The sequence below is a fragment of the Rhodovulum kholense genome (assembly GCF_003053725.1).
In the GTDB taxonomy this organism is placed as follows: domain Bacteria; phylum Pseudomonadota; class Alphaproteobacteria; order Rhodobacterales; family Rhodobacteraceae; genus Rhodovulum; species Rhodovulum kholense.
Genome location: NZ_QAYC01000007.1, coordinates 140,911 through 164,826, shown reverse-complemented (window position 1 = coordinate 164,826; position 23,916 = coordinate 140,911). Strand labels below are relative to the sequence as shown.

The window sequence follows — 23,916 nt, the reverse complement described above, 5'->3', positions numbered from 1 at the left end:
TGACGAGTGCCCGGTGTTCCGGCGCGACAGTGAGGCGCCCGGCCCTCTGGCCGGGCGTTTCTGTCTCTAGCGCAGCCGCGCCAGAAGCGCGGGCGAGGGGGTGCCGGTGACCGGCAGCCCGTTGCGTGCCTGATAGGCCCGGATCGCGTCCTCGGTCTTCGGGCCGATCACCCCGTCGGAGCCTTCGGTGTCGAACCCGGCGGCGGTCAGCCGCCGCTGCAGATCCTTGCGGTCTTCCAGCGTCATGCCGGTCGCATCGGGCGGGAAGGCCCGCGACAGCGGCGGGCCGCCCGCCAGGCGGTCCGACAGATGGCCGATGCCGATGCCGTAATTGACCGCGTTGTTGTAGCGCAGGATCACCTCGAAATTCGGAAACAGCGCGAAGGCCGGGCCTTGCCGCCCGGCCGGGGCCAGGATCGCGGTGGCGCCCGCGCGGGGCAGCGGTCGGCCATCGGCCCGCGTCACGCCCTGCGCCGACCAGGCGCCGGCCTCCTGCTTGCGCCCACGCCCGGTTCGGGCCAGGTCGAGCGTTTCGGGCAGGCGGACCTCGGTCCCCCAGGGCTGGCCGTGGCGCCAGCCCGACCGCTGCAGATAGGCCGCCGTCGAGGCCAGCGCGTCGGTCGGGTCCTCCGACCAGATGTCGCGCCGCCCGTCGCCGTCGAAATCGACCGCATAGGCCAGATACGAGGTCGGAATGAATTGCGTGTGGCCCATCGCGCCCGCCCAGCTTCCGGTCATCCGCCCGGAGGTGACGTCGCCCCGGTCGAGGATCTTCAGCGCGGCGATCAGCTGCCCCTCGAAGAACCGGCCGCGACGCCCGTCGAAGGCCAGCGTCGCCAGCGCCGAGACGACCGGAATGTCGCCGCGCCGCGCGCCATAGCGGCTTTCGAGCCCCCAGATGGCGGTCACCACCGGCGCCTCGACGCCGTAGCGCGCCTCGATCGCGGCAAGGGGCCGGGCATGGCGGGCCAGCATCGCCCGGCCGGTCGCGACCCGCTCGTCCGAGGCGGCGATGGCCAGGTAATCCTCGAGGCTGCGGGTGAATTCGGTCTGGTTGCGGTCTTTCTCGATCACCTCGGGCAGATAGCCCGCGCGACCCAGCGCCCGGTCGAGCGTGGCGGCCGAAATCCCCGCCGCCGCCGCGCGCGGCCGAAAGCTGCGGCGCCAGGCGTCGAAGGCGGGGTTGGCGACGGCGCGCGGCGACGTCCCGGCAATGGGCCCGACATTGCAGGCCGACAGGGCCATGGCGGCGAGGCCCTGCAAAAACGGGCGTCTTGCGATGGTCATGGTCCGGGCCTCCCGCGCGGTGCGTTCCTGTTCGCCTCTGGATAGCCGGGCCGCAGGGCCGCGCCTAGGGCGCGTGGCCGGGACCGGGCGTGCCGGGCGAGAGCCCGCCGAGTGCGGGTCCGGGACCCGGCCTTGGGAAAAAATCGGGACCGCCGCGTAGGAAGGGCGCGCGGCCTGCGTATTGGAAGGGAACGACGCAATCGAAGGAGACCCCGATGCGATCCCTGACCCTGGCGGCGGTCTGTGCCGCAGGCCTTGCCGCCCCGGCCCTGGCGCAATCCGATCTGCTGGCCGCGTACGACCGGAACGGCGATGGCGCCCTGTCGCGTGCCGAGTTCGAAGCGCTGCAGAAAGAGGCCTTTGCCCGGCTCGACGGCAATGGCGATGGCCGGCTCGACGCGGCCGAGCTGTCTGCCACGGGCAAGGGCCGTGGCGATGGCGGCCGGGCGATGAGCCGCGACGCCAATGGCGATGGCGTCGTCACCGAGGCCGAGTTCGTGGCCGCCGGGCGCGCCTTCGGCAAGCTCGACCGCAATGGCGACGGCGTGCTGTCCAGCGACGAGCTGGCGCGCCTGACCCGGGCGCTGTCGCGCGGCCGCGGCTGATCCCCGACTGACCGGAAAGGAGACATCCCATGAGATCCCTGACCCTTGTTCTTGCCCTGACCCTGCCGCTTGGCGTGGCGCTGCCCGCGCTTGGCCAGAGCGTCACCGTGACGGGCGCCAATGGCGGTACCCTCAGCAAGGACCGCACCTGTCTGCGCGGCAATGGCGCGGCCAGTTGCGAAACCACCACAACCGCGACCGGGGCGAACGGACAGACCGCCTCGAAGACCCGGTTCCGGACCTCCGAGCCTGGAAGCTCGACGACCACGGTCGACCGGACCGGGCCGAACGGTCAGACCCGCGACCGGTCTCGCACCGTGACCGTGTCGCGCTAGGGGCGGCGCTCCGGTGCGGCGCGATCCGCCGCATCGGGGGCCGGGGGCAGCCGGGCATGGACCCGCGGCAGGACGAGGCAGAGGCGCTGATGGCGGCGCTGACCCGGGGCGAGCGCGGCGCGCTGGCCCGGCTGGTGACGCTTTTCGGACCGGGGCTCCGGCGCTATGCCGCGCAGGCGCTGACGGTCGGATCGGAGGCGGAAGACGTGACCCAGGAGGTGTTCCTGCGGGCCTGGCACCGCGCTGGGCTGTACGATCCGGGCCGGGGCAGCGTCGCGGCCTGGCTGTACCGGATCGCGGTCCGGATCTGCATCGACCGCAACCGGCGCGGCCGGTTCCGGCGGTTCGTCGGGATCGATGCCATCGCCGAACCCGAGGACGAGGCGCCAGGCGCCGAGGCCACGGTCGCGGCGCGCCAGCGTCTGGCCCGGGTTCGGACCGCGATCCGGGGGCTGCCTGCGCGCCAGCGCCAGGCGATCCTGCTGCGTGCCGCGGGCGGGCTCGGCACCGCCGAAATCGCGCGGACGCTCGGCATCAGCGCCGGGGCGGCCGAACAGCTTCTGGTACGGGCCCGCGCCGCGTTGCGGGCGACAGTCGACAGGGAGGACCACAGATGACCCGCGATCCCGAACGCCCCGAGGCCGAACCGGCCCGCCCGGACCCCGACCGGTTCGACAGCGATCTGGCCCGGCTGCTGGCCCGGCCGGAGGATGAGGACACCGCCGAGTTGTCGCGCGCGGTGCTGAGCCGGCTGGCCGCGCCCCCGGCACGGGGGGCGAGCGCGGGCGAGGTGCTGTCCGAGCCGCTGCCCTGGGCGGCGGGCTTCGGCGGGCTGCTGCTGGCGGCGGCGGCTCTGGGATATGCGCTGCTACCCGGGGCCAGCGGCGAGGAGGTGATCCTCTGGGCGCTGCTCGGGGATCTTTCGGCCGGGATCGGAGGGTTCTGATGCCAAGAGTTCGGAGCATGTCCGCCGGACGGGTCGCGCTGGTCGCGGTGCTGGCGCTGTCGCTTCTGGGCAATGCCGTGGCGCTGGGCGGGGCGCTGAAACTGCAGCGGGTCAAGACGGCATTGCTGGGCGAGGCCGGGGCCGCGCAAAGCGTGGTCTTCCCGGCCGAGATCCGCCGCGACCTGCGCCGCGCGCTGGAGGCGCGGCGCGACCGGATCGACCCGGCGCTTGCCGCGGTGGCGGCGGCGCGGGCCGAGGTTGTGGCGCGGGGCGCGGCCGAGCCCTTCGACCGGGCCGCGACCGACGAGGCGATGCGCGGGTTCCGCAGCGCGCTCGACGCGCTGCTCGATCTGACCCAGGAAACGGTGCTCGACGCGCTTGGCGCGCGGCCGTCCGGCGCGCCCCTGAACTGAGCGCGGCGCGGCGGTCCCCCCCTCCGCCGCGCCGCACGCCAGGGGCGAAGAAGGCGGCACCGGAGCGCAATTTCCGCGTTCCGGTGCCGCAGCCGCCCCGGGCCGGACGACATATGCCTGTCACATGCAGCGGTTAACGGCGTCGCGACCGGCTGCGGTTTGCGCGGCCGCCTTCCGCGACCTGTCAGGAGATACGACATGAAATCGACGGTTCCTTCCCTCTCGCGCCGCGTCGTTCTGGCGACCGGCGCTGCCGCGCTGGCCGCGCCCCTGGTCGCGCGCCGCGCCCTGGCCTCGTCGGGCGAGGTCAATGTCTTTGCCTGGGGCGACTACTTCCAGAACGGCGAGATCCCGGCCGCCTTCACCGACGCCACCGGCATCAAGGTCAACGTCTCGACCTACGGGTCGAACGAGGAAGCCGCCTCGAAGCTGCGCGCCGCCGGCGGCAAGGGCTTCGACATCCTGTTTCCGTCGATCGACACCCGCCCGAACTATGACGAGGGCGGCCTGCTGGCCGAGATCGACGAAAGCCGCCTGAAGGTCGAACGCATCCAGCCCGCGCTGTGGCGGTCCTCGCTGGAACTGGGCGCGGCCCATCGCGGCAAGCGCTATCTGGTGCCCTTCGACTGGGGCACCGAGGGCATCACCTGGGATTCGAGCGCGATCGACATCGCGCCGGGCGAGCTGTCCTATGGCCATCTCTGGGCCGACGGGCTGGCGGGCAAGGTGGCGATGCGGCAGAAATCGGTGCTGACGAGCCTTGCGATCTATCTCGATGCCATCGGCGAGCTGCCCTCGAACCGCGGCATGGATGTCTACAGGACCGAGGCCGACAACCGCCGCATCTTCGACGCCTGCATCGACTTCGTGAAGGCGCACAAGGGCAATATCGGCGCCTTCTGGAACAACGCGACCGAGGCGACCTCGGCCTTCACCGATGGCGGCTGCACCATCGGCCAGACCTGGGACACGACCGGCATCAAGCTGCATACCGATACCGATCCGAAATGGCGCTATGGCGCGCCGAAGGAAGGCGCGCTGGCCTGGATGGACACCGCCGCGATCCCGTCGGGCGCCGAAAACGTCGAGCAGGCCTATGAATTCCTCAACTTCCTGCTGACGCCCGAAGTGGGCGGCATGTTTGCGAACGCCACCGGCTACAATTCGGCCGCCATGGGCGCCGCCGAGCATCTGAGCGACGCCAACAAGGAAGCCTTCGCCTATGCCTATCCGGGCGATGCCATCGACAATCTCTGGTGGTGGCCGATGTTCACGCCGTGGTTCTCGGCGGTGCGCGAGGAATATGTCGAAAAGCTGACCAACGCCTGATCCTCAGGCCAGGCGCGGGGGGCGATCCTCCCGCGCCCGTTCCATACGGACCGACCCGGCATGATCCCGACCCCCAGCGGCATGGATATCGCGCTTTCGGGCGCTGCGGTGCGTTTTGGCACCTTTCAGGCCGTCCATCCCACCGACCTGACCATCGAGGCGGGCGAGTTCTTCTCGATCCTCGGGCCGTCGGGCTGCGGCAAGACCACGATCCTGCGGCTTCTGTCGGGCTTTCTCGACCCCTCCGAGGGCGAGGTCCGGATCGGCGGGCGGCCGATGGCGGGGATCGGGCCGTCCGACCGGCCGACCGCGCTGATCTTTCAGAACCTCGCGCTTTTCCCGCTGATGACGGTCTGGGAAAACGTGGCCTTCGGGCTTGAGATGCGTGGCTGGAAGACGGCCCGGCGCCGCGCCCGTGCCTTCGAGTTGCTGGAGATAGTGGCGCTGGACGGGCAGGGCGACAAGCTGCCGGCAGAAATTTCCGGCGGACAGCGCCAGCGGGTCGCCATCGCCCGTGCACTGGCCGTTGAACCGGCGGTGCTGTTGCTGGACGAGCCGCTGTCGGCGCTCGATCTGAAGCTGCGCCAGCACATGCGGGCCGAGCTGAAACAGCTGCAGGAGGCGACCGGCATCACCTTCGTCTACATAACCCACGATCAGGGCGAGGCGCTGACCATGTCCGACCGGGTCGCGGTGATGAACCGGGGCCGGATCGTGCAGGTGGGCAGCGCCGACGACGTCTATGACCGCCCTGCCACCGCCTTCGTCGCCACCTTCGTCGGCGAGATGAACCACCTGCCCGGCCGGATCGAAAGCGTCGCCGGGGACCGCGCCCGGATCGCGACCCCGGGCGGCAGCTTTCTGGCGCCGAACCCGGGCGGGCTGGCCCCGGGCACCGAGGCGGTGCTGTTCCTGCGCCCCGAGCGGCTGCATCTGCTGGGCCCGGGCGAGGTCGCCGCCAACGGGATCGATGGCCATCTGCTGCGGCGCGACATGGAGGGCGCCTTCTCGACGCTGATCGTCGAGACCGCAGCCGGGCGGCTGACCGTGCAGCGGGTCAATTCGGGGGCGGGCGGCCTGCCCGCCGGGCCGCTGCGGCTGGGCTTTGCCGACAGCGCGGGCGTGATCCTGCCCGCAGGCGAGACCGCCGATGACGCGGCTTAGGCGCAGCTTTGGCGCGCCGATGGCGGCGCTGATCGTGCTTTTGACCGGGACCTGGGTGCTGGGCCTGATCGCCGCGCCGCAGGTCATCATGATCGAGCAGTCGCTGTGGAAGATGGACCGCCCGGCGGGCGCGGACGAGCTGTCGGTGCAGATCGACCGGCTTTACAACCGGCTGGACATGCTGATGCTTGATCGCGCGGCGGCGCGGACGCTCCGCACGCCTTCCGCGACCGAGGCGAAGCTTGCGCAGATCGACGCCGAGCGCGCGGCGCTTGCCGCCGAAATCGCCGATCTCGAAACCGCCGAACGCACGCCGGTCAAGACCTGGACCCTGTCGAACTATGCGCAGATGGGCCAGGCGCATCTGCGGATCTTCGCCAAGACGATCCTTGCCTCGCTGGCGGTCACGGCCATCGCCTTCGCGGTCTGCTATCCGATCGCCTTCGCCATCGCCAAGCTGGAACCGCCGCGCCGGGCCGCGCTGATCATGCTGGCGCTCGTCATCCCCTATGCCATCAACGAGCTGCTCAGGGTCTTTGCCTGGCAGATGATCCTGAACTATGGCGGGCCGCTCAACGCGGCGCTGGGGCTGGTGGGGATCGGCCCGGTGCCGTTTCTGGAAAGCGGGTCGGGCGTCTTCGTGGCGATGGTCTATGCCTATATCCTGTTCATGGTCTTCCCGCTTTATAACGTGCTGGAAACGCTCGATACGAACCAGATCGAGGCGGCGCGCGACCTGGGCGCGAAGACCTGGCAGATCCATCGGCGGATCGTGCTGCCCCATGCCCGGCCCGGCATCGCGGTCGGCTGCATCATGACCTTCATGCTGTCGGCCGGGTCCTATTCGGTGCCCTATATCATGACCCGCGGCACCGCGGCGCCCTGGTTCGCCCAGCTTGTCTATAACCGCTTCTTCCAGGCGTCGGACTGGAACGTTGGCGCGGCCTATGCGGTCAGCCTGCTGGCGGTCTGCACCGGCTTCGTCTTCCTGATGATGCGATTGCTGAAGGTCCGGCTGAGGGACATCGCGAAATGACGCGGACCGGCAGCGGCCTTCTTCTGCGGGTCTATATGGGGGTCTTCTTCCTCTACATGTTCCTGCCGCTCGGGATCATGGTGGCGGCGGGCTTCAACGCCTATTCGCCGCCCTCGGTCACGGTCTGGAAGGGATTTACCCTGCACTGGTTCGTCGAGCTCTGGCAGGACGACCGGATGTGGTCGGGCCTGGCCAATTCGGTGCTGATCGAGGGCGCGGTGATCGCGCTGGCGCTGCCGATGGGGTTGGCCGGGGCGCTTTTGCTGGGGCGGCTCGGCACCCGGGCGGCGGGGGTGCTTTACACCGCCATGGTCTCGCCGCTCCTGACGCCCGGCATTATCCTCGGGATCTCGACCGTGATCTTCTGGCGCGGGCTCGAGGTTTCGGCCGGGCTGTTCACCGCGATCCTCGCCCAGACCACCTTCATCGCCTCCTATACCATGCTGATGTTCATGGCCCGGCTGCAGCGCCAGGACACCGCGCTGGAAGAGGCCGCGCTCGATCTCGGGGCGACGCCCTTCCAGGCGTTTCGCCGGATCACCCTGCCGTTCCTGCGCCCGACGATCCTGACCGCCGCCGTCATCGCCTTTCTGCAGAGCTTCGAGAACTACAACACCACGATGTTCGCCATCGGCGGCGCGCATACGCTGGTGACCGAGATCGGGTCGCGCATGCGCTTCGGGCTCTCGCCCGCGATCAATGCGCTGGGGATCCTGTTCATCCTGGCCACAATCGTTTTCGCGCTGGCCTGGGGCGCGCTGAAGGCGCGCGAGCGGCGCGCGGCGGAGCACGCGACATGACCGATGCCTTCACCGCGCCCGGGCGGTTCTTTCGCGGCAACCTGCACACCCATTCCACCCTGTCGGACGGGGTGCTGCCGTCGGCCGAGGTCTGTCGCCGCTATGCCGCGCAGGGCTACGATTTCATCGCGCTGACCGACCATTTCATTGGGCTTTACGGCTATCCGGTGGCCGATACCCGTCCGTTCCGGGGCGCGGGCTTCACCACGCTTCTGGGGGCCGAGCTGCATTCGGGCGCGATGGCCAATGGCGAGCTGTGGCATATCCTGGCCGTGGGCCTGCCCGCCGATTTCGCGCCCGGCCATGCGCCCGATTTCGCCCCCGCCGAGGGGCAGGAAACCGGCGCCGCCATCGCTGCCCGGGCGGCTGCGGCCGGGGCGTTCGTGGCCATCGCCCACCCGCAATGGTCGGGGCTGACGCTGGCCGATGCGCGCGGGATCGAGGCCGCCCATGCGGTCGAGGTCTACAATCACGGCTGCGCTGTCGGCAGCGACCGGGCCGACGGGTTCGGCATCGCCGATCTGCTGCTGACCGAGGGCCGGCGGCTGAGCCTGATCGCGACCGACGACGCGCATTTCACCGAGCCCGACCATTTCGGCGGCTGGGTCATGGTCAAGGCCGAAGAGAACGCGCCCGAGGCGTTGCTGGCCGCGCTGAAGGCCGGGCGGTTCTATGCGACCCAGGGACCCGAGCTGCGCGGGGTCGCGCTGGACGGGGACGCGGTCGAGGTCGCGTGTTCGGCGGTCTCGACGGTGATCGTGCAGGGCCGGGGCTCGGCGGCGGTGGCCTGCCATGGCGCCGCGATGACCCGCGCGCGGGTGCCGCTGGGGCGCTGCGCGGCTTCGCCCTGGCTGCGGGTGACGGTGATCGACGCGGCGGGGCGGCGGGCCTGGTCGAACCCGATCTGGCGCTGAGCCCTTGGCTTGGGTCTTGCCTCGGGCCGGGGTTCCGGTCCATCTCTGCCCTTCGGGACCGGAGACAAGACAGGAGCGGGCATGAAACCTGTGGCCAGCCGCGAGGCGATCGACGGGGTGCAACAGATGCACCGGGCGCTGCATATGGCGCTGGATGCACTGGAAAACCGCAACGAACCCGACCGCGCCGCCGAGATCCTGCGCCAGATCGACATGGCCATGGTCGACTGGATCGAGGCCGCGCGCTTCATGCGCTGAGGCGCACCCGCTTGACCGGGCTTCGCCCCTGCTTCTAGACTTCGGTCCCGATTGGCGGAACGGATTTCCGGCATGCGACTTCTCCATACCGCCGACCTTCATCTTGGCCGACAGTTCAACGGCATCTCGCTGGAGCCCGACCATGCTGCCGTGCTGGACCAGATCGCGGCAGCGGTGGCCGAGCACGCGGTCGACGCGCTGGTGATCGCGGGCGACGTCTTCGACCGCGCGGCCCCGCCCGCCAGCGCCGTGCGCCAATTCAACGCCTTCCTCGCCCGGGTCCGGGCCGAAACCGGCGCGGCGGTGGTGATGATCGCGGGAAATCACGATTCCGGCGACCGGATCGAGGCCATGTCGGTAATGACCGACACCGCGCGGGCGCTGATCCGAGGCACGGTCGCGGCCGAGGAACCGCCGCTGATCCTTGAGGATGCGCATGGCCCGGTCGCGATCTCGGCGCTGCCTTTCGCCTGGGAATATGCCGCGCGCGAGGCCTTCGGCGACGAAAGCCTCGCCTCGCCCGAGGATGTGATGCGCGCCCAGATCGCCGCCGCCCGGGCCGCGCTGCCCGAGGGCGCGCGCTGGGTCATCGCAGCCCATGGCACGGTCGCGGGGGCCTCTGTCAGTGAGGCCGAACGGCCGCTGGCACGGATCGGCGGGGTCGAGACGGTCGGGGCCGAGCTTTTCGACGGTGCCCAATACGTCGCGCTGGGCCATCTGCACCGCCCGCAATCGGCGGGCCGCCCCGAGGTCCGCTATGCCGGGGCGCCGCTGGCCTTCGGGTTCGACGAGGCGGGCGAAGAGAAATCCATGAGCCTGGTCGAGATCGACGGCGTCGGAGAGGTCCGCATCGCGCCGATCCCGTTCCGGCCGATCCGCGGCGTGCGGGTGATCGAGGGGCGCCATGCCGATCTTCTGAAACTGCCCCTGTCGACCGATTTCCTGCGCGTGGTCCTGACCGACGAGGCCCCGGTGATCGACGCAATGCGGCGGCTGCGCGCGGTCTTTCCGAATGCCTGCGATCTGGCCTACGCCCGCGAGATGCAGGCGCCCGAGGTCAAGGCGCTGGGCGGGGCGCCGCGCGGGCTTGACGATCCGCTGGCGGTGATCGGCGATTTTCTGACCCAGCTGCGCGGCGAGGGGCCGGACGCAGCCGAACTGGCGGCTATCCTCGCGACGCTTGACGGGCTTCGTGGCCGCGAGGAGGAGGCATGAGACCGGTTCGCCTGATCCTGCAGGCCTTCGGCCCGTTTCCCGGCCGCGAGGTGGTCGATTTCCGTGCCGCCGTGGAGGCGGGGCTGTTCGGGATCTACGGCCAGACCGGATCGGGCAAGTCGACGATCTTCAGCGCGATGACCTTCGCGCTGTTCGGCGAGGCGGCGCGGGCCGAACAGGACGCGCCGTCGCTGAGGGCCGATCATGCCGATCCCGACATGCCGACCGAGGTCGAATTCGTCTTCGATCTGGGCGAGAAACGCTATGTGCTCTTGCGCCGCCCCGACCAGGCGCGCCCCAAGGCCCGCGGCAGCGGCGACACCCGCGACCCGCACGAGGCTTATCTTTTCGACGCAACCGGCCTCGCGCTCGACCGGATCGGGCCTGCGGGTCGCGGCAAGGTGCTGGCCGAAAAGAAGGTGGGCGCGGTCGCGGCGGCGGTGACCGGGCTTCTGGGCTATGGGCCCGCGCAGTTCCGCCAGATCGTGCTGCTGCCCCAGGGCCGGTTCGAGACCTTCCTTGCCGCGCGCACCCGCGACCGGCTGGAGATCCTGCGCGAGCTGTTCGACGTGTCGCTGTACCGGCGGCTGGCGCAGGCGATGAAGGCCGAGGCCGAGATGCTGGAACGCACCCTGCGCGAGGCGCGCGCGGTTTGCGACGGGCGGCTCGCGGCCGAGGGCTTCGACGGGATGGAGGCGCTGGAGGCGGGTCTGGCCGAGGCCGAGGCGCGGCTTGCGGCAACCCGGACGGCCGAGGCGGCCGCTTTGGGCGAGGCGGCGGCGGCGCGCGCGGGGCTTGCCGCGGCCGAGCAGGCCGAGGCGCATTTTCAGGCTGCTGCAGCGGCCGAACGTGCCCTTGCCGACGCCCGCGAGGCGGCGCCCGCGATGGCCGCCCTGGCCGAGCAGGTCCGCCGCGCTGACCGCGCGCGGCTTCTGGTCGATATCGAGGCGCGGGTGGCCGAGGCCGCGCGCGACACGCAGTCGGCGACCGCGCGGGGGGACGCCGCCGAGGCCCGGCTTGAGGCCGCCGAAGCCGCCGCGAAGCGCGCCGCCGTCCGGGCCGAGGCCGAAGCCGCCCGGGCGCCCGAGACCGAGACGCTCCGCCGCGAGGTGGAAACGCTGGCCCGCCATGCCGAGACGCTGTCCGCGGCGGCCGGCCTGCAGCGACGAGCGCAGGAGGCGCGTGCACTGGCCGAGGCGGCGCAGGGCGAGCTTGTCGCGGCGCAAGGCGCCCTGACCCAGCGCATGGCGCAACGCGGCAAGGCGGCCGAGGCGGTGCAGGCGGCGCGGCAGACATCGGCCAATCGCGAGCTGCTGTCGGCCCGACTGCAGGCGCTCGAGGCCGAGATGAAGGCCGCCCGCGCGGTCGAGACGGCGCTGCGTAACGTGGCCGAGTCGACCGAGACCGTGGCCCGGCTGGCGGCGGCGCAGGAGGCGGCGGCGCGCCGGGCCCGGGCCGCGCGCGACGACCTGACCGGGGCCGAGAACCGGCTGGCGCAGGCGCAGGCAATGCAGCTTGCGGCCGGTCTGCGGCCCGGCGCACCTTGTCCGGTTTGCGGCGCGACCGACCATCCGGCGCCCGCCGCTGCCGGGGCAGGCGATCCGTCCGGACCCGAGGCGGTGCTGAAGGCCATGCGCGCCGCCTGGGACGAGGCCGACCGGGTGCTGCGCGAGGCCGAGCGCGCGCTGGCCTCGGAACGCGGCGTGCTGGCCGACCGGCAGGACCGGCTGGCGGGGCTCGACCGGCCCCGGACCGATGCGGCCACCCTGAAAGACCGGATCAGGGCGACGCATGAAGGGCTTGCCGCGCTTGGGGCCGAGACCGAAATCGCCGTGGCCGAGGGCCTTCTGGCGCGGCTCGATGCGGCGGTGGCGGCGGCCGAAACCGCGCGCGACCGGTGCCGCGACGCCATCGCCGAGCGCGAGGCGGTGGCTCTGCGCGAGTCCGCGCGGATCGAGGCGATGCTGGCGCCGGTTCCCCAGGCGCTGCGCAGCGAGCCGGCGCTGACCGCGGCGCTTGGGTCGCGGAAGGCGGCATTGGCGGCGCGCGAGGCGGCCCGCGCCTCGGCGGTTCAGGCGGCAGCCGACAGCCGCGAGGCGGTGTTGGCGGCGCGGGCCGCGCATGAGGCGGCGGTGCGCGCGATGGCCGAGGCGCGCGCCCGGCACGAGGCCGCGCGGCAGGCCTTTGCCGGGCGGCTGGCCGAAAGCGGGTTGTCGGCGGCGGATCTGGCGGACCTGAAACCCGCCATTGCCCGGCTCGAAGAGGACCGCGCGGCGGTCGAGGCCCATGGCCGTGCACTCGCGGTCGCAGAAGAACGGGCCCGCGCCACGGCCGAGGCGATCGCGGGCCGGGACCGGCCGGATCTGGAGGCGTTGCGCGCGGCACTGGAGGCCGCCGAGGCGCGGCTGTCGGCGGCGACCGAGCAACGGTCCGGGGCAGGGCATGCCCGCGATCATCTTGCCGCGCTGCGGGACGATCTGGCCGACACGCTGCGGCGGCTCGAGGCCGAAGAGACCGCCTCGGGGCCGCTTCGGTCGCTGGCCGCGCTGTTTGACGGGCGCAATCCGCAGGGGCTCGACCTCGAGACCTACGCCATCGGCGCGATGTTCGACCGGGTCCTGACGGCGGCCAACCGGCGGTTGGTGCCGATGAGCGCCGGGCGCTACCGGCTGGAACGCGAGACCGAGGGCGGCGGGCGCGGGCGGCGCGGGCTGGGGCTGCAGGTCTTCGACCTGTTCACCGGCAAGGCACGGCCGACCGCCACGTTGTCGGGGGGCGAAACCTTCATCGCGGCGTTGGCTCTGGCGCTGGGGTTGGCCGACGTGGTGGAAAGCGCCAACGGAAAGGTTCGGCTCGACACGATCTTCATCGACGAGGGCTTCGGCAGCCTCGATACCGAGAACGGTGCCGGAACGCTCGACCGGGTGCTGCAGGCGCTGGGCGCGCTGGTCGGGCGCACTCGCGCGGTCGGGCTGATATCGCATGTGCCGCTGGTGCAGGAGGCGATCCCGAACGGGTTCTATGTGCGCAAGGACCCCGCCGGCAGCCGGATCGAGACGCGCGGGCCGGTCTGATCGACCCCACCGGGAGCGTGCGGGTCAGGCATAGACGTTGTGGTCGTGGAACCTCTCGGCGATGTCGGCGGCCAGCCGGCAGATGTCGAGGCAGGGCAGGACCCGCAGATCGGTGCCCCGGCCGAGGCTGACCATCTGTTCGCGGAACGGCGCCGCGGCGGTGTTGAGCGCGCGCCAGGTCGCGGCCTCGATCCCCTCGACAGAGGGGACCAGAAAGCCGATCCGGCGGTCGCCCGATCCGACCAGCAACACCCTTTGGTGCTGTCCCTTGCGCGGCGCGCCCGCGCCCAGAAAGCGCGACAGGCAAACCAGGGTCGTCGTCGCCCCGTCGACCGAAAAGAACCCGAGGACCCCGGGGAACGGATGGGCGATCGGCGTGATCGCGGCGGGCGGCTCGATGATGCGCGCGACCGACTCGATCGGGGCGGCATGGGCGGTTCCGGCCTGGAAGATCAGATAGCGGCGCCGGTCCCGGACCAGCGCGTCGGGGGAGGGGGGCGCGTCGGTTTCCGGAAGGATTTCGGCCGCGATCCCGGTTGCGTCCACGGTCGCGGTCTTTGCCTCGCCCTCGGGCGGGGCGGACTGGTCCGAGGGCTCCGCGCCGGCGGCCGGGCCGGCGGCGGACGAGGCTGTCCGGACGGCCTGCGGCGCCACCGGCGCCGACATCTCGGCAATGGCCTGCAGCCCTTTCATCTCGCGCAGACGCTCGACCCTGACCACGTAGGTCTGGGCCCCGTCGGAGGCGACGGCGACGGCGGCGACGCTGCCCGCGCCGCTGCCCAGAAGCGCAGGCGCGGCCTGCAGGTCTTTCTGCCGGAAGCTCGCGATATTGCTGATGACATCGACCGCGAGACCGATCAGGCGGTCGCCCGAGAAGCCGAAAACGACGATTTCCGGATTGGGCCGTTCGCGCGCGGCGCCGAGCCCGAGAATGCCGGGGGCGTCGAGCACCGGGATGCGCAGGCCATTCACGGTGACCGATCCGAGGCAGTCGCCGCCGGTCAGCGCGTTGCGTTCGACCTCCTGGCGCGGAAGCGTGCGATGCACCTCGACCGCCGGGGCGGCGAAGGTGGCGCCCCCCGCCCGGAAGGTCAGATAGGCACGCCCTTCGCCGGTCGCGTCGCGGTCGCGTTCGTCGCGGCGGAACCGGGTCGCGGTGGGCAGGCCAGTCAGAGAAAAGATCGCCGCCGGGTCGACCACATTCACCAGCTTGCCGCCGTGAAAGAAGCCGCCCACGAAGAAGGGCGCGTTGGCATCGCCCGAGGCAAGCCGCTGCACGTCGCCGCCGCGGAGCCGTGCGAGGCCCGTAATCGCGTTCACCGCCAGCGCGACGACGCGGTCGGCCTGGGTGAGGATCGCGGCAATACCGGGCTGGCCGCCGACCGGGCCGATCCCCGAGACCGCCCGCGGATCGACCAGCGGAATGATGTGGCCGCGCAGGCGGATCGCGCCCATCAGCGCCGGATGCGCCACCAGAAGCGGCGAGAGCGCGTCGATCGGATAGACCTCGGACAGATGCGCGATGTCGATGCCGATCACCCCGCCGCCCACCTCCATCAGTGCATAGGTCGCCTCGCGGTCGGGAGCGCTGTCAGTGACGGGCGCGGGCTCGGTCATTCTGCGGTGGCCCGGCCGAGGTCTCCGGCCAGGCGCGACAGGGAGGCGGCGGCGGATTCTCCCGCCCCCGCATGAGCCACCATCTGCGTCAGCCCGCCGATGGCCTCTTCGGCCATGCTGCCGATGGCGCGGATCCGTTCCAGCGTCTGTTCGGTACCGGCGGCCGAGCGCAGGATACTTTCATTGGCGCGTTCGATATGCCGGGAAATCTCGCGCGCAGCTTCGCCATTGCGTTCGGCGAGCTTGCGCACCTCGTCGGCCACGATCGAGAACCCCGCCCCATGTTCGCCGGCCCGCGCCGCCTCGATGGCTGCGTTGAAGGCCAGCAGGTTCGTCTGGACCGCGATGTCGCCCACCAGATCGACGATGCCGGTGACCTTGTCGGCGGCCTCGCGGGCGGTGCGCATCTCGGTCAGGGCGCTGTCCAGCAGACGGTCGCCGTTCTGGGCACTGTCCTGCAGCCTTTCGTTGGTGCGAGTCAGCAGGTCGGCATCGCCGCGCAGGGTGTCGTTGACCTTGCGCAGGCTTTCGATCTCGTCGGCGAAGGCGCGGGCCTGGGCGGCGGTCGCGGTTTCCAGCGCGACCTGGGCCGAGATGTCGTAGCCGCACATGACTATCCGCTCGACCTCGCCCCGGCAGTTCTTCAGCGGTGTGTAATTGGCCAGCAGGAAGAGGTCGCGGTCGAAGCGCGCGATATGGTGATAGCGGCCCGATTGAGGCTCGCCCTTGCGCAGCGCCATCCAGAAATCTGTATAGGCGGGCGAACGGATATAGTCGCCTGTGCAGAACGAGCTGTGCGACTGGCCCGCCACCTCGCGCAGCGAATGACCGACGAGCCGCAGGAACCCTTCGTTGGCCTGAAGGATCTTGCCCTCGGGATCGAATTCGACCACCGCCTGATGGTTCAGGGCGGCCTGCCATCTGCCCTCGAGATCAAGCATCCGGCGTTTCGCCGCGGTGATGTCGACGGCGATCTGGATCACTCTCCCGGGGCGCCCGTCGGGGTCGGCCACGGTATGGAAAACGGTCTGCAGCCAGACCTCGCGCCCGTCGGCATCGACCCAGAGAACCTCGCCCGTGAACCCGTCGCGTTCGCGCAGATCCTCCCAGAACCGGCTGTCCGCGCCGTCCTTCACGCGGTCCTGGTCGAGGAAAAGGCCAAGGCCACGGCCGCGGATATCCTCGATCCGGTGGCCCAACGTGTCGAGCAAGGTGCCGTTGGCGGCAAGGATGCGGCCGGTCAGGTCGTATTCGACGACCATCATCGCGCGGTCGAGCGCGTGCAGCTTTCCCTCGGCCTCTGCTTCGGCCTGGCGGGCGTCGGTCACGTCATGGCCGATGAAGAGCACCGATTGCACCTCGCCGTCGTCGGCGTCGGTCAGCGGCAAGTAGCAGGATGACAGCCAGACCGTGCGTCCATCGGAACCGTGCCGCCGGAAGGTGCCGGAAACCGGCTCGCCGCGAACGATACGGTCCCAGAATTCGTCATGGCGGCGCGAGTCGGCACAGTCGGACGGCACAAAGCTTTTGTGGCTGCGCGATTCGAGATCGGAGGCCGCAATCCCCAGCAGCTTGCAGAACCCGCTGCTGGCGTCGATCAGCCTGCCGTCGGGCCGAAATTCGGCGATGGCGACGCGGCTGTCGAGGGCAGCCTGACGGGCGCCGAGCCGGTCGAGATCCTGCTTTTCATGGGTGATGTCGACTGCGATCTCGAAGGCTCCGGCGAATCCACCCTCGGAATCGGTCAGGGGCAGCAGCTGCGACCGCGTCCAGACCGTGTCCTGGCCGCGGACGGGGCGCGGGATGTCGAGCGCCACGCGCTCGCCCCGGCCGAGCGCGGCCCAGGCTTCGGCAAAGGGCTTGCCGCGTGAGAAGCCATTCGAGACCAGACGGCGCATAGGCTTGCCGACAAGATCTTCGGCCTCCTGGCCCAGCAGCGCGCACATCGGGGCCGAGGCCTGTTTCAGATGTCCCTCGGCATCGTAGCGCGCGGTGGCGAGACCGGTTTGGCACAGCATCGCGATTTCGCGTTCGGCTCGGGCGGTCCGGGCATCGGCATCGACGTCCAGCAGGCATTGCAGCACCCTGTCGATCGACCCGTCGGCAGCGCGGACCGGCACATAGGCCGAGCGCAGCCAGACGGTGCCGCCGGCTCCGGTGCGATGCGGATACCGCCCCTCGACGATCTGGCCCTGGCGCAGCTGGGCCCAGAAGCCGTCATAGCCGGGGGCGCCCGTTGCGGCGTCGGGCCAGAGGTCGCGATGCGGCCGCCCGGCCAGCGCCGCGCCGGTCTGGCCCAGAATCGCCGCGGCGCGGTCGTTGACCTCGATCACGGTGCCGCCGGCATCGAAGGCAATGAGGCCGACCGCGGCCTCGAGCGGCGACCAGCGCCCGGCCGGGTCCGCCGCCGCCTCGGGCGTGGGATGGCCGATGACCGAGAGCCGGAGGCTGCCATCGGCGCAGACCACGACGACGCTGCGCATCTGCATCGCATGTGCGCTTCCCGAACGGCTGCCGATGAAGCGGCCGGACCAGACCGGATCGGTCCCGGCGACGGCGCGGTCCCAGAGATCGTCCGAGGTCTGACCGGGGACGGCGACGAGGCTGGCGAAATCGTTCACCTCCAGCGCGTCCTCGGACAGGTCCAGCAGGAACACCGTGGCGTCGCTGGCCGCGACTAGGCACCGCGTCTCCATGTCGAAGCTCAGCACATAGGCATCGTTGAGGATCTGTGCGCCAAGAGCCTGGGACAGGGCGGTGGCGAAATCTGGGGCGTCTTGCGCGGCTTCGGCGTTCGAGGTCATTTCCGGTCCTTCGCGGTGCGAGGCGCTCGCGGCGTTTCTGCCGCGGTGCTGTCGGCGACCGTCTTAGCTTGCGACACTTAAGACGAGGTTTCCGAAATTCCGTGGGATCTCGGGCCGTCCAGAGAGGCGCGGCCCGGACCTGCCCCTTTCAAGGGGCCATGTCGAAGATCAGGAGCGCGCCGTCGGTCCGCCATGTCAGCGGCGGCGGCGTGTCCTCAAGCTGCAGCCCGTCGCCGGCCACGAGTCTTTCTCCGTCGATGGCGGCGAGCCCCTCGACCAGCTGCACGAAGACCTTGCGGCCCGGCTCGACCGCGATCAGGGTCCCGGTCCCTGCCGTCGGCCGGGCGTACAGCACCCGGCTGTCGGACCCAAGCTCAAGCGGCGCCCCGCCATCGCGGCCCGCAGCCACCAGCACCGGCTCGGCCCCGGTCTCGGGCAGGGAGATGCGCCGGTACGAGGGCGTGCCGCCGGTCCGGTCGGGGATCAGCCAGATCTGCAGCAGATGGACCGGATCGTCGGGCGAGGGGTTCGATTCAGAATGCGTGACGCCCCGGCCCGCGCGCATCAGCTGAAGCTCGCCCGGTCCGATCTCGAAGCTGTTGCCAAGGCTGTCGGCATGGCGGACCCGGCCCGACAGCACCAACGTCAAGATGTCGATATCGGCGTGGTCATGGGTGGGGAAACCCGCGCCGGGGATGATCCGGTCCTCGTTCAACACGCGGAGCCGACCGAAGCCCATCCGGGCCGGGTCGCGGAACCCGCCGAAGGAAAAGCTGTGAAAGGCGTCGAGCCAGCCGGTCCGGGTGCGGCCGCGGCTCATGTTGTCGTGGATCAGGATCGGCATCTGGGGGCTCCTTTCTGTACGGATGGTCAGGGACCGGCCGACGGGGCGCGGGACCGGTGGCAGGGGGCCGGGCGCGCCAGGAACCGGTGCGGGCGGCTACAGGTCTTCGGGGACAGCGGCCAAACGGGTCACGGATCCCGGGGCTCATGGGCGGGCGGCCTGCGCCGAGCTGTCCCTTGGCCTTGGCTCGTGGGTCCGTAAAGGCCGGCAGGAAGGTGTTCCGGCGGATTTGTGGCGGGGATATGGGGGCTGGGGCGGCCGCCGTAATCCGGCAGCCGCTCACAGGGTCTGTGCGCGGATCGGCGAGCCGGATCCGGTCAGGAGGACGTGCGGGATGCCCCGCCGAAGAGACGCCGGCGGAGGCCCGCGCCAAGGCGGGTGTCGGCGCGCTCGCCGTCCGAGGTCAGCTGCTTGTCGCCGCGGATCTGGTTGCGCAGCAGCGCCATGAACGGCCAGCCGTAGACGCCGCGCGGAGAAATATCCTTGCCCGCCTTGGCGTTGCGTACGAAGCGCTGGCTGTGCAGGATACGCGGCGCGGGGACGGTCCAGTTGCTGGTGTAAAGCCGCTCGTGCTTGCGGAGGTTGTATTCCTCGGGCAGCACATGCACCGTCAGATCGCTTTCCCACAACAGTTCGCGCAGCACCGGCTGATCGGCGCCGCCCTTGCGGACCTCGGCCACGAGATATTGCCAGTCCTCGAAGAAGCGCGTCGTCTTCTCGTTGCGGCGGAAGGCGATGACGCCGCCGTTCATCTGCGGGAAGGCATTGGGAAAGCTGCGCCGCCAGAACCGGTTGGCAAAGCGCTGGTTGCGGTTCTGCACCTGGCAGGCGGCCAGATCGTACTTGTTCAGCACCCAGAACATGTCGCTGACATCGGCGGTCAGCACGAGGTCGACGTCGATCAGCAGCGTCCGCTGGAACCGCGATCTGAGTGCTGCCTCGAATTTCGGCCGGAAGAACGACCGCGAGAGCACATGCACCTCGTCGAAGACGCCGGGCGTGGGCTCGCCGTCGCAGAAAAGATCGACCCTCAGGCCGGGATTGGTGGCCCGGACCGAGGCCGCCGCCTGTTCGGCGAGCCGGATATAGACATCACCCGACGCAGAAAGAACTACGCCGCAGTCATCTGCGGCGTAGTCGATTTCGGTGCGCCAGTCGGCGGCGAGAGGCTCAGGCGAGGCTGTCATCGATGGCCTTGCAGGCCTCGACCAGGCCGCGCACGGCGTCGACCGACTTGTCGAACATCTCCTGCTCGGGCTTGTCGAGCTTGATGTCGACCACGCGTTCGATGCCGCCGGCACCGATCACGGTCGGCACGCCCACGTAAAGGCCCTTGAGCCCGAGGGCGCCGTCGACCCAGGCCGCGCAGGGCAGCAGGCGCTTCTGGTCCTTCAGATAGGCTTCGGCCATCTCGATCGCCGAGGTGGCGGGGGCGTAATAGGCCGACCCGGTCTTCAGCAGGCCGACGATCTCGGCGCCGCCGTCACGGGTGCGCTGCACGATCGCGTCGAGCTTGTCCTGGGTGGTCCAGCCCATCTGCACCAGATCGGGCAGCGGGACGCCGCCGACGGTCGAGTAGCGGGTCAGCGGCACCATGGTGTCGCCATGGCCGCCCAGCACGAAGGCGGTCACGTCCTTCATCGAGACATTGAACTCGAGGCTGAGGAAGTGGCGGAAACGGGCGCTGTCGAGAACGCCGGCCATGCCGACGACCTTCTCGGCCGGAAGGCCCGAATATTGCTGCAGCGCCCAGACCATCGCGTCGAGCGGGTTGGTGATGCAGATCACGAAGGCGTTCGGGGCGTTGTCGCGGATGCCTTCGCCGACCGATTTCATGACCTTGAGGTTGATGCCCAGAAGGTCGTCGCGGCTCATGCCCGGCTTGCGCGGCACGCCGGCGGTCACGATGCAGACATCGGCGCCCGCGATGTCGGCGTAATCGGTCGTGCCCTTCAGCGCCGCATCGAAGCCTTCGGAGGGACCGGATTCGGCGATGTCGAGCGCCTTGCCCTGGGGCACCCCATCGGCGATGTCGAAAAGAACGACGTCGCCCAGTTCCTTGATCGCGGCGAGATGGGCGAGCGTGCCGCCGATCTGCCCCGCGCCGATGAGAGCGATCTTGGGTCTGGCCATGTCTGAATGTTCCCCGATTGGTTGGTTCCGGCGCGATGCCTAGTCCTTTGGCGCCTTCGGCGCAAGGCTGCCGCAATGCAGCAGACCTGTCCAGACGGTTCCGCAGGGCGCGCCGATGGGCTAGACCGGCGGGCAAGAAGGGCGGGCAAGACCCGTTCCTGCCTGTTCCGAAGCCCGGAGGTCCCTGCCGTGATCGACTTCGATCCGTTCTTCTTTGCCGTCACGATCCCGGCGATCCTGTTCGCGGGCCTCTCGAAAGGCGGCTTCGGCGGCGGGGTGGCTTTCGCCGGTTCGGCGGTGATGGTCGTGATTCTGGGCCCGGCGGTGGCGCTGGGGGTGACGCTGCCGCTTTTGATGCTGATGGATGTGACCGCGCTCAGGCCCTACTGGCGGCGCTGGGACGGGGGGGCGGCGCGGGTGCTGATCCTGGGCGCGGTGCCGGGCATCGCGCTGGCGGCGGCGGTCTTCCACCTGACCGACCCGGATGTCTTCCGGGTGCTGATCGGGCTGGTGGCGCTGGGCTTCGTGGGGTTCCAGCTGGCGGTCAAGATGAAGCTGATCCCGGCGCGGGAAAAGCCCTTCGGGCGGCCTGCCGGGGTGATTTCAGGTGCCGTGGCCGGGTTCACCAGCTTCGTCAGCCATGCCGGAGGGCCGCCGGTCGCCGTCTACCTGCTGTCGCAACGGCTGGACAAGACCACGTTCCAGGCGACCACGGTGCTGGTCTTCTGGGCGATCAACCTGCTGAAGTTCGGCCCCTACGCCTTTCTCGGTATCTTCACCGCCGATACGTGGCTCGCAGTGCTGCTGCTGGCGCCGGTCGCGATCCTGGGCGTCTGGCTGGGGGTGCGGGCGCACCGGCTGGTGCCGGAGCGCTGGTTCTTCGGCATCACCTATGTCGCGCTGACGCTGACCGGGGCGAAGCTACTGTGGGACGGACTGACCTGAGGCGCCGCGTCTAAAGCCCCTGGCCCGAGGGCTCGTCCAGCGCCTCGAAGGACCCGCCGCTGGCGATCAGGCAGGTCAGGCCGTTGGCAAAGGTGCCGGTGACGGTCCAGGTCCCGGTCTGGGTATTGGCGAAGACCTCGACCACCGCATTGTTGGCGGCCAGGCCTATCGCCTGACGCGACTCGCCATAGCGGTCGCGCAGCTGGGACAGGATGCCCTCGCGCGGGCCGCATTGGCGCTGGGCCTGGGACTGAACCTGGGTTTGCGCCCCGGCCGGGACGGGCAGTGCAAGCACGGGCCAGACGACCAGTGCCGCCGCCAGTGCAAGTGCGGGGCGGTCGGACAGGGGACGGCAAAGGGGCAGGGGGGCGCGCATGGCGGGCTCCTTTCGCGGAAGCTGGGCCTGGGACGGACGGAAACACTCGCTTGCGCACAGGATTGCGTGAGCTTCGCCAAGACCGCCCTAGCGGGGCGCGCGTTGCATTTTCTGCGGTGCGGCGCAAAAGGGGTTGCGCATTCTGACTCTCGCGTGTTGGTTTGCGCAACAAAATGACTCCGGAGGAGAATCAATGGACCCGCGCGCCCGCCCCTTCCGTTCGGTGCTGTATATTCCCGGTTCCAAGGACCGCGCGCTTGACAAGGCGCGGGGCCTGCCGGTCGACGCGATCATCTTCGATCTCGAGGACGCGGTCGCAGTCGAGGAAAAACCCGCGGCGCGGACCCTGCTGGCTGAGACGCTGACGGCGGGCGGCTATGGCGGCCGGTTCAAGATCGTGCGGGTGAACGGCTTTGACACGCCCTGGGGCCGGGACGATGTGGCTGCCATTGCGGGGGCCGGGGCCGATGCGGTGCTGCTGCCCAAGGTCGAGACCACGGCCCAGCTGGACGATCTGGCGGCCGCGATCCCCGATGTGCCGCTCTGGGCGATGATGGAGACGCCCAAGGGCATCCTGAATGCCGCCGCGCTGGCCGCGCATCCGCGGCTCGAGGGCTTTGTCATGGGCACCAACGATCTGGCCAAGGAGCTGGGCTGCCGGTTCCGGCCCGACCGGCTGGCGCTGATGGGCAGCCTGACCCACTGCCTGCTGGCCGCGCGCGCCCATGGCATTGTCGCGGTCGACGGGGTCTACAACGCCTTCAAGGACGAGGCCGGGCTGCAGGCCGAATGCGATCAGGGCCGCGATCTGGGCTTTGACGGCAAGACCCTGATCCACCCGGCACAGGTCGCCATCGCCAATGCCGCCTTCGCCCCCACCGAGTCCGAGATCGACCTGGCCCGCCGCCAGATCGCCGCTTTCGAAGAGGCCGAGCGCGCCGGACAGGGTGTCGCCGTGGTAGATGGCCGCATTGTCGAGAATCTGCATATCGTTACGGCCAGAGAGACGCTGGCCAAGGCGGCCGCGATTGCAGAACTGGAGGCGGTCTGATGTTTCTTCTTATCCTCGGCGTGGCTCTCTGGAGCTTTGCGCATCTCTTCAAGCGGCTCTTCCCGGGCGTCCGCGCGATGCTGGACGACAAGCTGGGCGTGGCGTCGAAGGCGCTCTTCGCGGTGCCGCTGGTCGTTTCGGTCGTGCTGATGGTGATCGGCTACCAGTCCGCCGGGCTGCCGCAGCGCTTTGCCGGGCCGTCCTGGCTGATCCACGTCAACAACACGCTGATGCTGGGTGCGGTCGCGCTCTTCGGGGTTGGCAGTTCGAAAAGCCACGCGCGGCAATGGTTCCGCCATCCGATGCTCTATGGCTTCATCACCTGGGCGGTGGCGCATCTGCTGGTCAACTGGGACCTTGCCTCGATCATCCTGTTCGGCGGTCTGGGTGCCTGGGCGGTGGCCGAGATCGTGCTGATCAACAAGACCGAGAAGGGTGTCACCCGCTATACCGGCGGCACGCTAAAAGGCGACCTGCGGCTCGCGGGGATCGCGGTCGCGCTTTATGTCGTCATCATCCTTCTGCACATCTGGGCAGGCGTGATGCCGCTGCCGATGGCGTCGTGATGCAAGCCTACCGCCTGCTGACCGAGGAGGATACCTCGGCCTTTTGCCACAAGGTGACGGCGGCTCTGGCGCAGGGCTGGGCGCTTTACGGCTCGCCCGCCTATGCCCACGACCCCGCGACCGGCAAGATGCGCTGTGCCCAGGCGGTGGTGAAGGATGTCGAGGGCGATTACGCCCCCGACCTGAAACTGGGAGAGCTCTGAG

Annotated in this window: 24 protein-coding genes; 17 read left to right on the top strand and 7 right to left on the bottom strand. The window is 70.2% G+C overall.

The window, feature by feature from the left end:
• Window positions 1-66 precede the first annotated feature (66 nt).
• The gene (locus C8N38_RS11195; RefSeq protein ID WP_108027264.1) at window positions 67-1,287 is read right to left on the bottom strand and encodes a lytic murein transglycosylase; all 1,221 of its coding nucleotides are present in this window, start codon (window positions 1,285-1,287) and stop codon (window positions 67-69) included.
• A 215-nt stretch (window positions 1,288-1,502) separates the two neighbouring features.
• On the opposite strand from C8N38_RS11195, the gene C8N38_RS11190 reads away from it, so the two are divergent.
• The 13 genes from C8N38_RS11190 (at window position 1,503) to C8N38_RS11135 (ending at window position 13,376) form a co-directional block, all read left to right on the top strand.
• Window positions 1,503-1,892, top strand: coding sequence for a hypothetical protein (locus C8N38_RS11190; RefSeq protein ID WP_108027263.1), 390 nt, complete (start codon window positions 1,503-1,505; stop codon window positions 1,890-1,892).
• A 29-nt stretch (window positions 1,893-1,921) separates the two neighbouring features.
• Window positions 1,922-2,227 (top strand): hypothetical protein, encoded by a 306-nt coding sequence (locus tag C8N38_RS11185; protein WP_108027262.1) that lies wholly within the window; start codon window positions 1,922-1,924, stop codon window positions 2,225-2,227.
• A gap of 56 nt (window positions 2,228-2,283) precedes the next feature.
• The gene (locus C8N38_RS11180; protein WP_108027261.1) at window positions 2,284-2,844 is read left to right on the top strand and encodes an RNA polymerase sigma factor; all 561 of its coding nucleotides are present in this window, start codon (window positions 2,284-2,286) and stop codon (window positions 2,842-2,844) included.
• Complete coding sequence (locus tag C8N38_RS11175; RefSeq protein ID WP_108027260.1) at window positions 2,841-3,173, top strand: hypothetical protein; 333 nt, start codon at window positions 2,841-2,843, stop codon at window positions 3,171-3,173. The genes C8N38_RS11180 and C8N38_RS11175 overlap by 4 nt, the downstream gene beginning before the upstream one ends.
• Before the next feature lie 17 nt (window positions 3,174-3,190).
• Window positions 3,191-3,586 (top strand): hypothetical protein, encoded by a 396-nt coding sequence (locus C8N38_RS11170; protein ID WP_108027259.1) that lies wholly within the window; start codon window positions 3,191-3,193, stop codon window positions 3,584-3,586.
• 198 nt (window positions 3,587-3,784) lie between these two features.
• Window positions 3,785-4,915, top strand: coding sequence for an extracellular solute-binding protein (locus tag C8N38_RS11165; protein ID WP_181498024.1), 1,131 nt, complete (start codon window positions 3,785-3,787; stop codon window positions 4,913-4,915).
• 60 nt (window positions 4,916-4,975) lie between these two features.
• Window positions 4,976-6,079 carry an ABC transporter ATP-binding protein gene (locus C8N38_RS11160; protein WP_425440039.1) on the top strand — a complete coding sequence of 368 codons (1,104 nt, stop codon included), beginning with the start codon at window positions 4,976-4,978 and terminating at the stop codon, window positions 6,077-6,079.
• A complete protein-coding gene (locus C8N38_RS11155; RefSeq protein ID WP_108027258.1) occupies window positions 6,066-7,115 on the top strand; it encodes an ABC transporter permease in 1,050 nt (349 codons plus the stop codon). Before C8N38_RS11160 ends, C8N38_RS11155 begins: the two co-directional genes overlap by 14 nt.
• Window positions 7,112-7,915 carry an ABC transporter permease gene (locus tag C8N38_RS11150; protein WP_108027257.1) on the top strand — a complete coding sequence of 268 codons (804 nt, stop codon included), beginning with the start codon at window positions 7,112-7,114 and terminating at the stop codon, window positions 7,913-7,915. The genes C8N38_RS11155 and C8N38_RS11150 overlap by 4 nt, the downstream gene beginning before the upstream one ends.
• Window positions 7,912-8,829 (top strand): CehA/McbA family metallohydrolase, encoded by a 918-nt coding sequence (locus C8N38_RS11145; protein WP_108027256.1) that lies wholly within the window; start codon window positions 7,912-7,914, stop codon window positions 8,827-8,829. Before C8N38_RS11150 ends, C8N38_RS11145 begins: the two co-directional genes overlap by 4 nt.
• Window positions 8,830-8,910: 81 nt before the next feature.
• Window positions 8,911-9,087: a hypothetical protein gene (locus tag C8N38_RS21400; protein ID WP_158272341.1), complete on the top strand. Its 177-nt coding sequence runs from the start codon at window positions 8,911-8,913 to the stop codon at window positions 9,085-9,087.
• A 72-nt stretch (window positions 9,088-9,159) separates the two neighbouring features.
• Window positions 9,160-10,302, top strand: coding sequence for an exonuclease SbcCD subunit D (locus C8N38_RS11140; protein WP_108027255.1), 1,143 nt, complete (start codon window positions 9,160-9,162; stop codon window positions 10,300-10,302).
• On the top strand, window positions 10,299-13,376 hold the full coding sequence (locus tag C8N38_RS11135) for an AAA family ATPase (RefSeq protein ID WP_108027254.1): 3,078 nt from the start codon (window positions 10,299-10,301) through the stop codon (window positions 13,374-13,376). Before C8N38_RS11140 ends, C8N38_RS11135 begins: the two co-directional genes overlap by 4 nt.
• 24 nt (window positions 13,377-13,400) lie before the next feature.
• Here C8N38_RS11135 and C8N38_RS11130 read toward each other — a convergent pair whose 3' ends face one another.
• The 5 genes from C8N38_RS11130 to mdh all read right to left on the bottom strand — a co-directional run bounded on the left by C8N38_RS11130 (window position 13,401) and on the right by mdh (window position 20,774).
• Window positions 13,401-14,993, bottom strand: a complete 1,593-nt coding sequence (locus tag C8N38_RS11130; protein WP_108027253.1) for a chemotaxis protein CheW — start codon at window positions 14,991-14,993, stop codon at window positions 13,401-13,403.
• Entirely contained in the window at window positions 14,990-17,797 is a 2,808-nt protein-coding gene (locus tag C8N38_RS11125) for a methyl-accepting chemotaxis protein (RefSeq protein WP_108027252.1), read from the bottom strand. Before C8N38_RS11125 ends, C8N38_RS11130 begins: the two co-directional genes overlap by 4 nt.
• Before the next feature lie 148 nt (window positions 17,798-17,945).
• Window positions 17,946-18,641 carry a pirin family protein gene (locus C8N38_RS11120; RefSeq protein ID WP_108027251.1) on the bottom strand — a complete coding sequence of 232 codons (696 nt, stop codon included), beginning with the start codon at window positions 18,639-18,641 and terminating at the stop codon, window positions 17,946-17,948.
• A gap of 317 nt (window positions 18,642-18,958) precedes the next feature.
• The gene (locus tag C8N38_RS11115) at window positions 18,959-19,828 is read right to left on the bottom strand and encodes a putative nucleotide-diphospho-sugar transferase (RefSeq protein WP_108027250.1); all 870 of its coding nucleotides are present in this window, start codon (window positions 19,826-19,828) and stop codon (window positions 18,959-18,961) included.
• The gene (gene mdh, locus C8N38_RS11110) at window positions 19,812-20,774 is read right to left on the bottom strand and encodes a malate dehydrogenase (protein ID WP_108027249.1); all 963 of its coding nucleotides are present in this window, start codon (window positions 20,772-20,774) and stop codon (window positions 19,812-19,814) included. Before mdh ends, C8N38_RS11115 begins: the two co-directional genes overlap by 17 nt.
• 189 nt (window positions 20,775-20,963) lie before the next feature.
• Here mdh and C8N38_RS11105 point away from each other — a divergent pair, with 189 nt between their 5' ends.
• Window positions 20,964-21,719 carry a sulfite exporter TauE/SafE family protein gene (locus C8N38_RS11105; protein WP_425440038.1) on the top strand — a complete coding sequence of 252 codons (756 nt, stop codon included), beginning with the start codon at window positions 20,964-20,966 and terminating at the stop codon, window positions 21,717-21,719.
• A gap of 10 nt (window positions 21,720-21,729) precedes the next feature.
• On the opposite strand, the gene C8N38_RS11100 is transcribed toward C8N38_RS11105, so the two are convergent.
• A complete protein-coding gene (locus C8N38_RS11100) occupies window positions 21,730-22,095 on the bottom strand; it encodes a hypothetical protein (protein ID WP_108027247.1) in 366 nt (121 codons plus the stop codon).
• Between the two features lie 193 nt (window positions 22,096-22,288).
• On the opposite strand from C8N38_RS11100, the gene C8N38_RS11095 reads away from it, so the two are divergent.
• Genes C8N38_RS11095 through C8N38_RS11085 form a run of 3 tightly spaced genes read left to right on the top strand, consistent with a single transcriptional unit; the run spans window position 22,289 to window position 23,915 of the window.
• Complete coding sequence (locus tag C8N38_RS11095) at window positions 22,289-23,146, top strand: HpcH/HpaI aldolase/citrate lyase family protein (protein WP_108027246.1); 858 nt, start codon at window positions 22,289-22,291, stop codon at window positions 23,144-23,146.
• On the top strand, window positions 23,146-23,712 hold the full coding sequence (locus C8N38_RS11090) for an NnrU family protein (RefSeq protein WP_108027245.1): 567 nt from the start codon (window positions 23,146-23,148) through the stop codon (window positions 23,710-23,712). The genes C8N38_RS11095 and C8N38_RS11090 overlap by 1 nt, the downstream gene beginning before the upstream one ends.
• Entirely contained in the window at window positions 23,712-23,915 is a 204-nt protein-coding gene (locus C8N38_RS11085) for a DUF1737 domain-containing protein (protein WP_108027244.1), read from the top strand. Before C8N38_RS11090 ends, C8N38_RS11085 begins: the two co-directional genes overlap by 1 nt.
• The last annotated feature ends 1 nt before the right edge of the window (window position 23,916 follow it).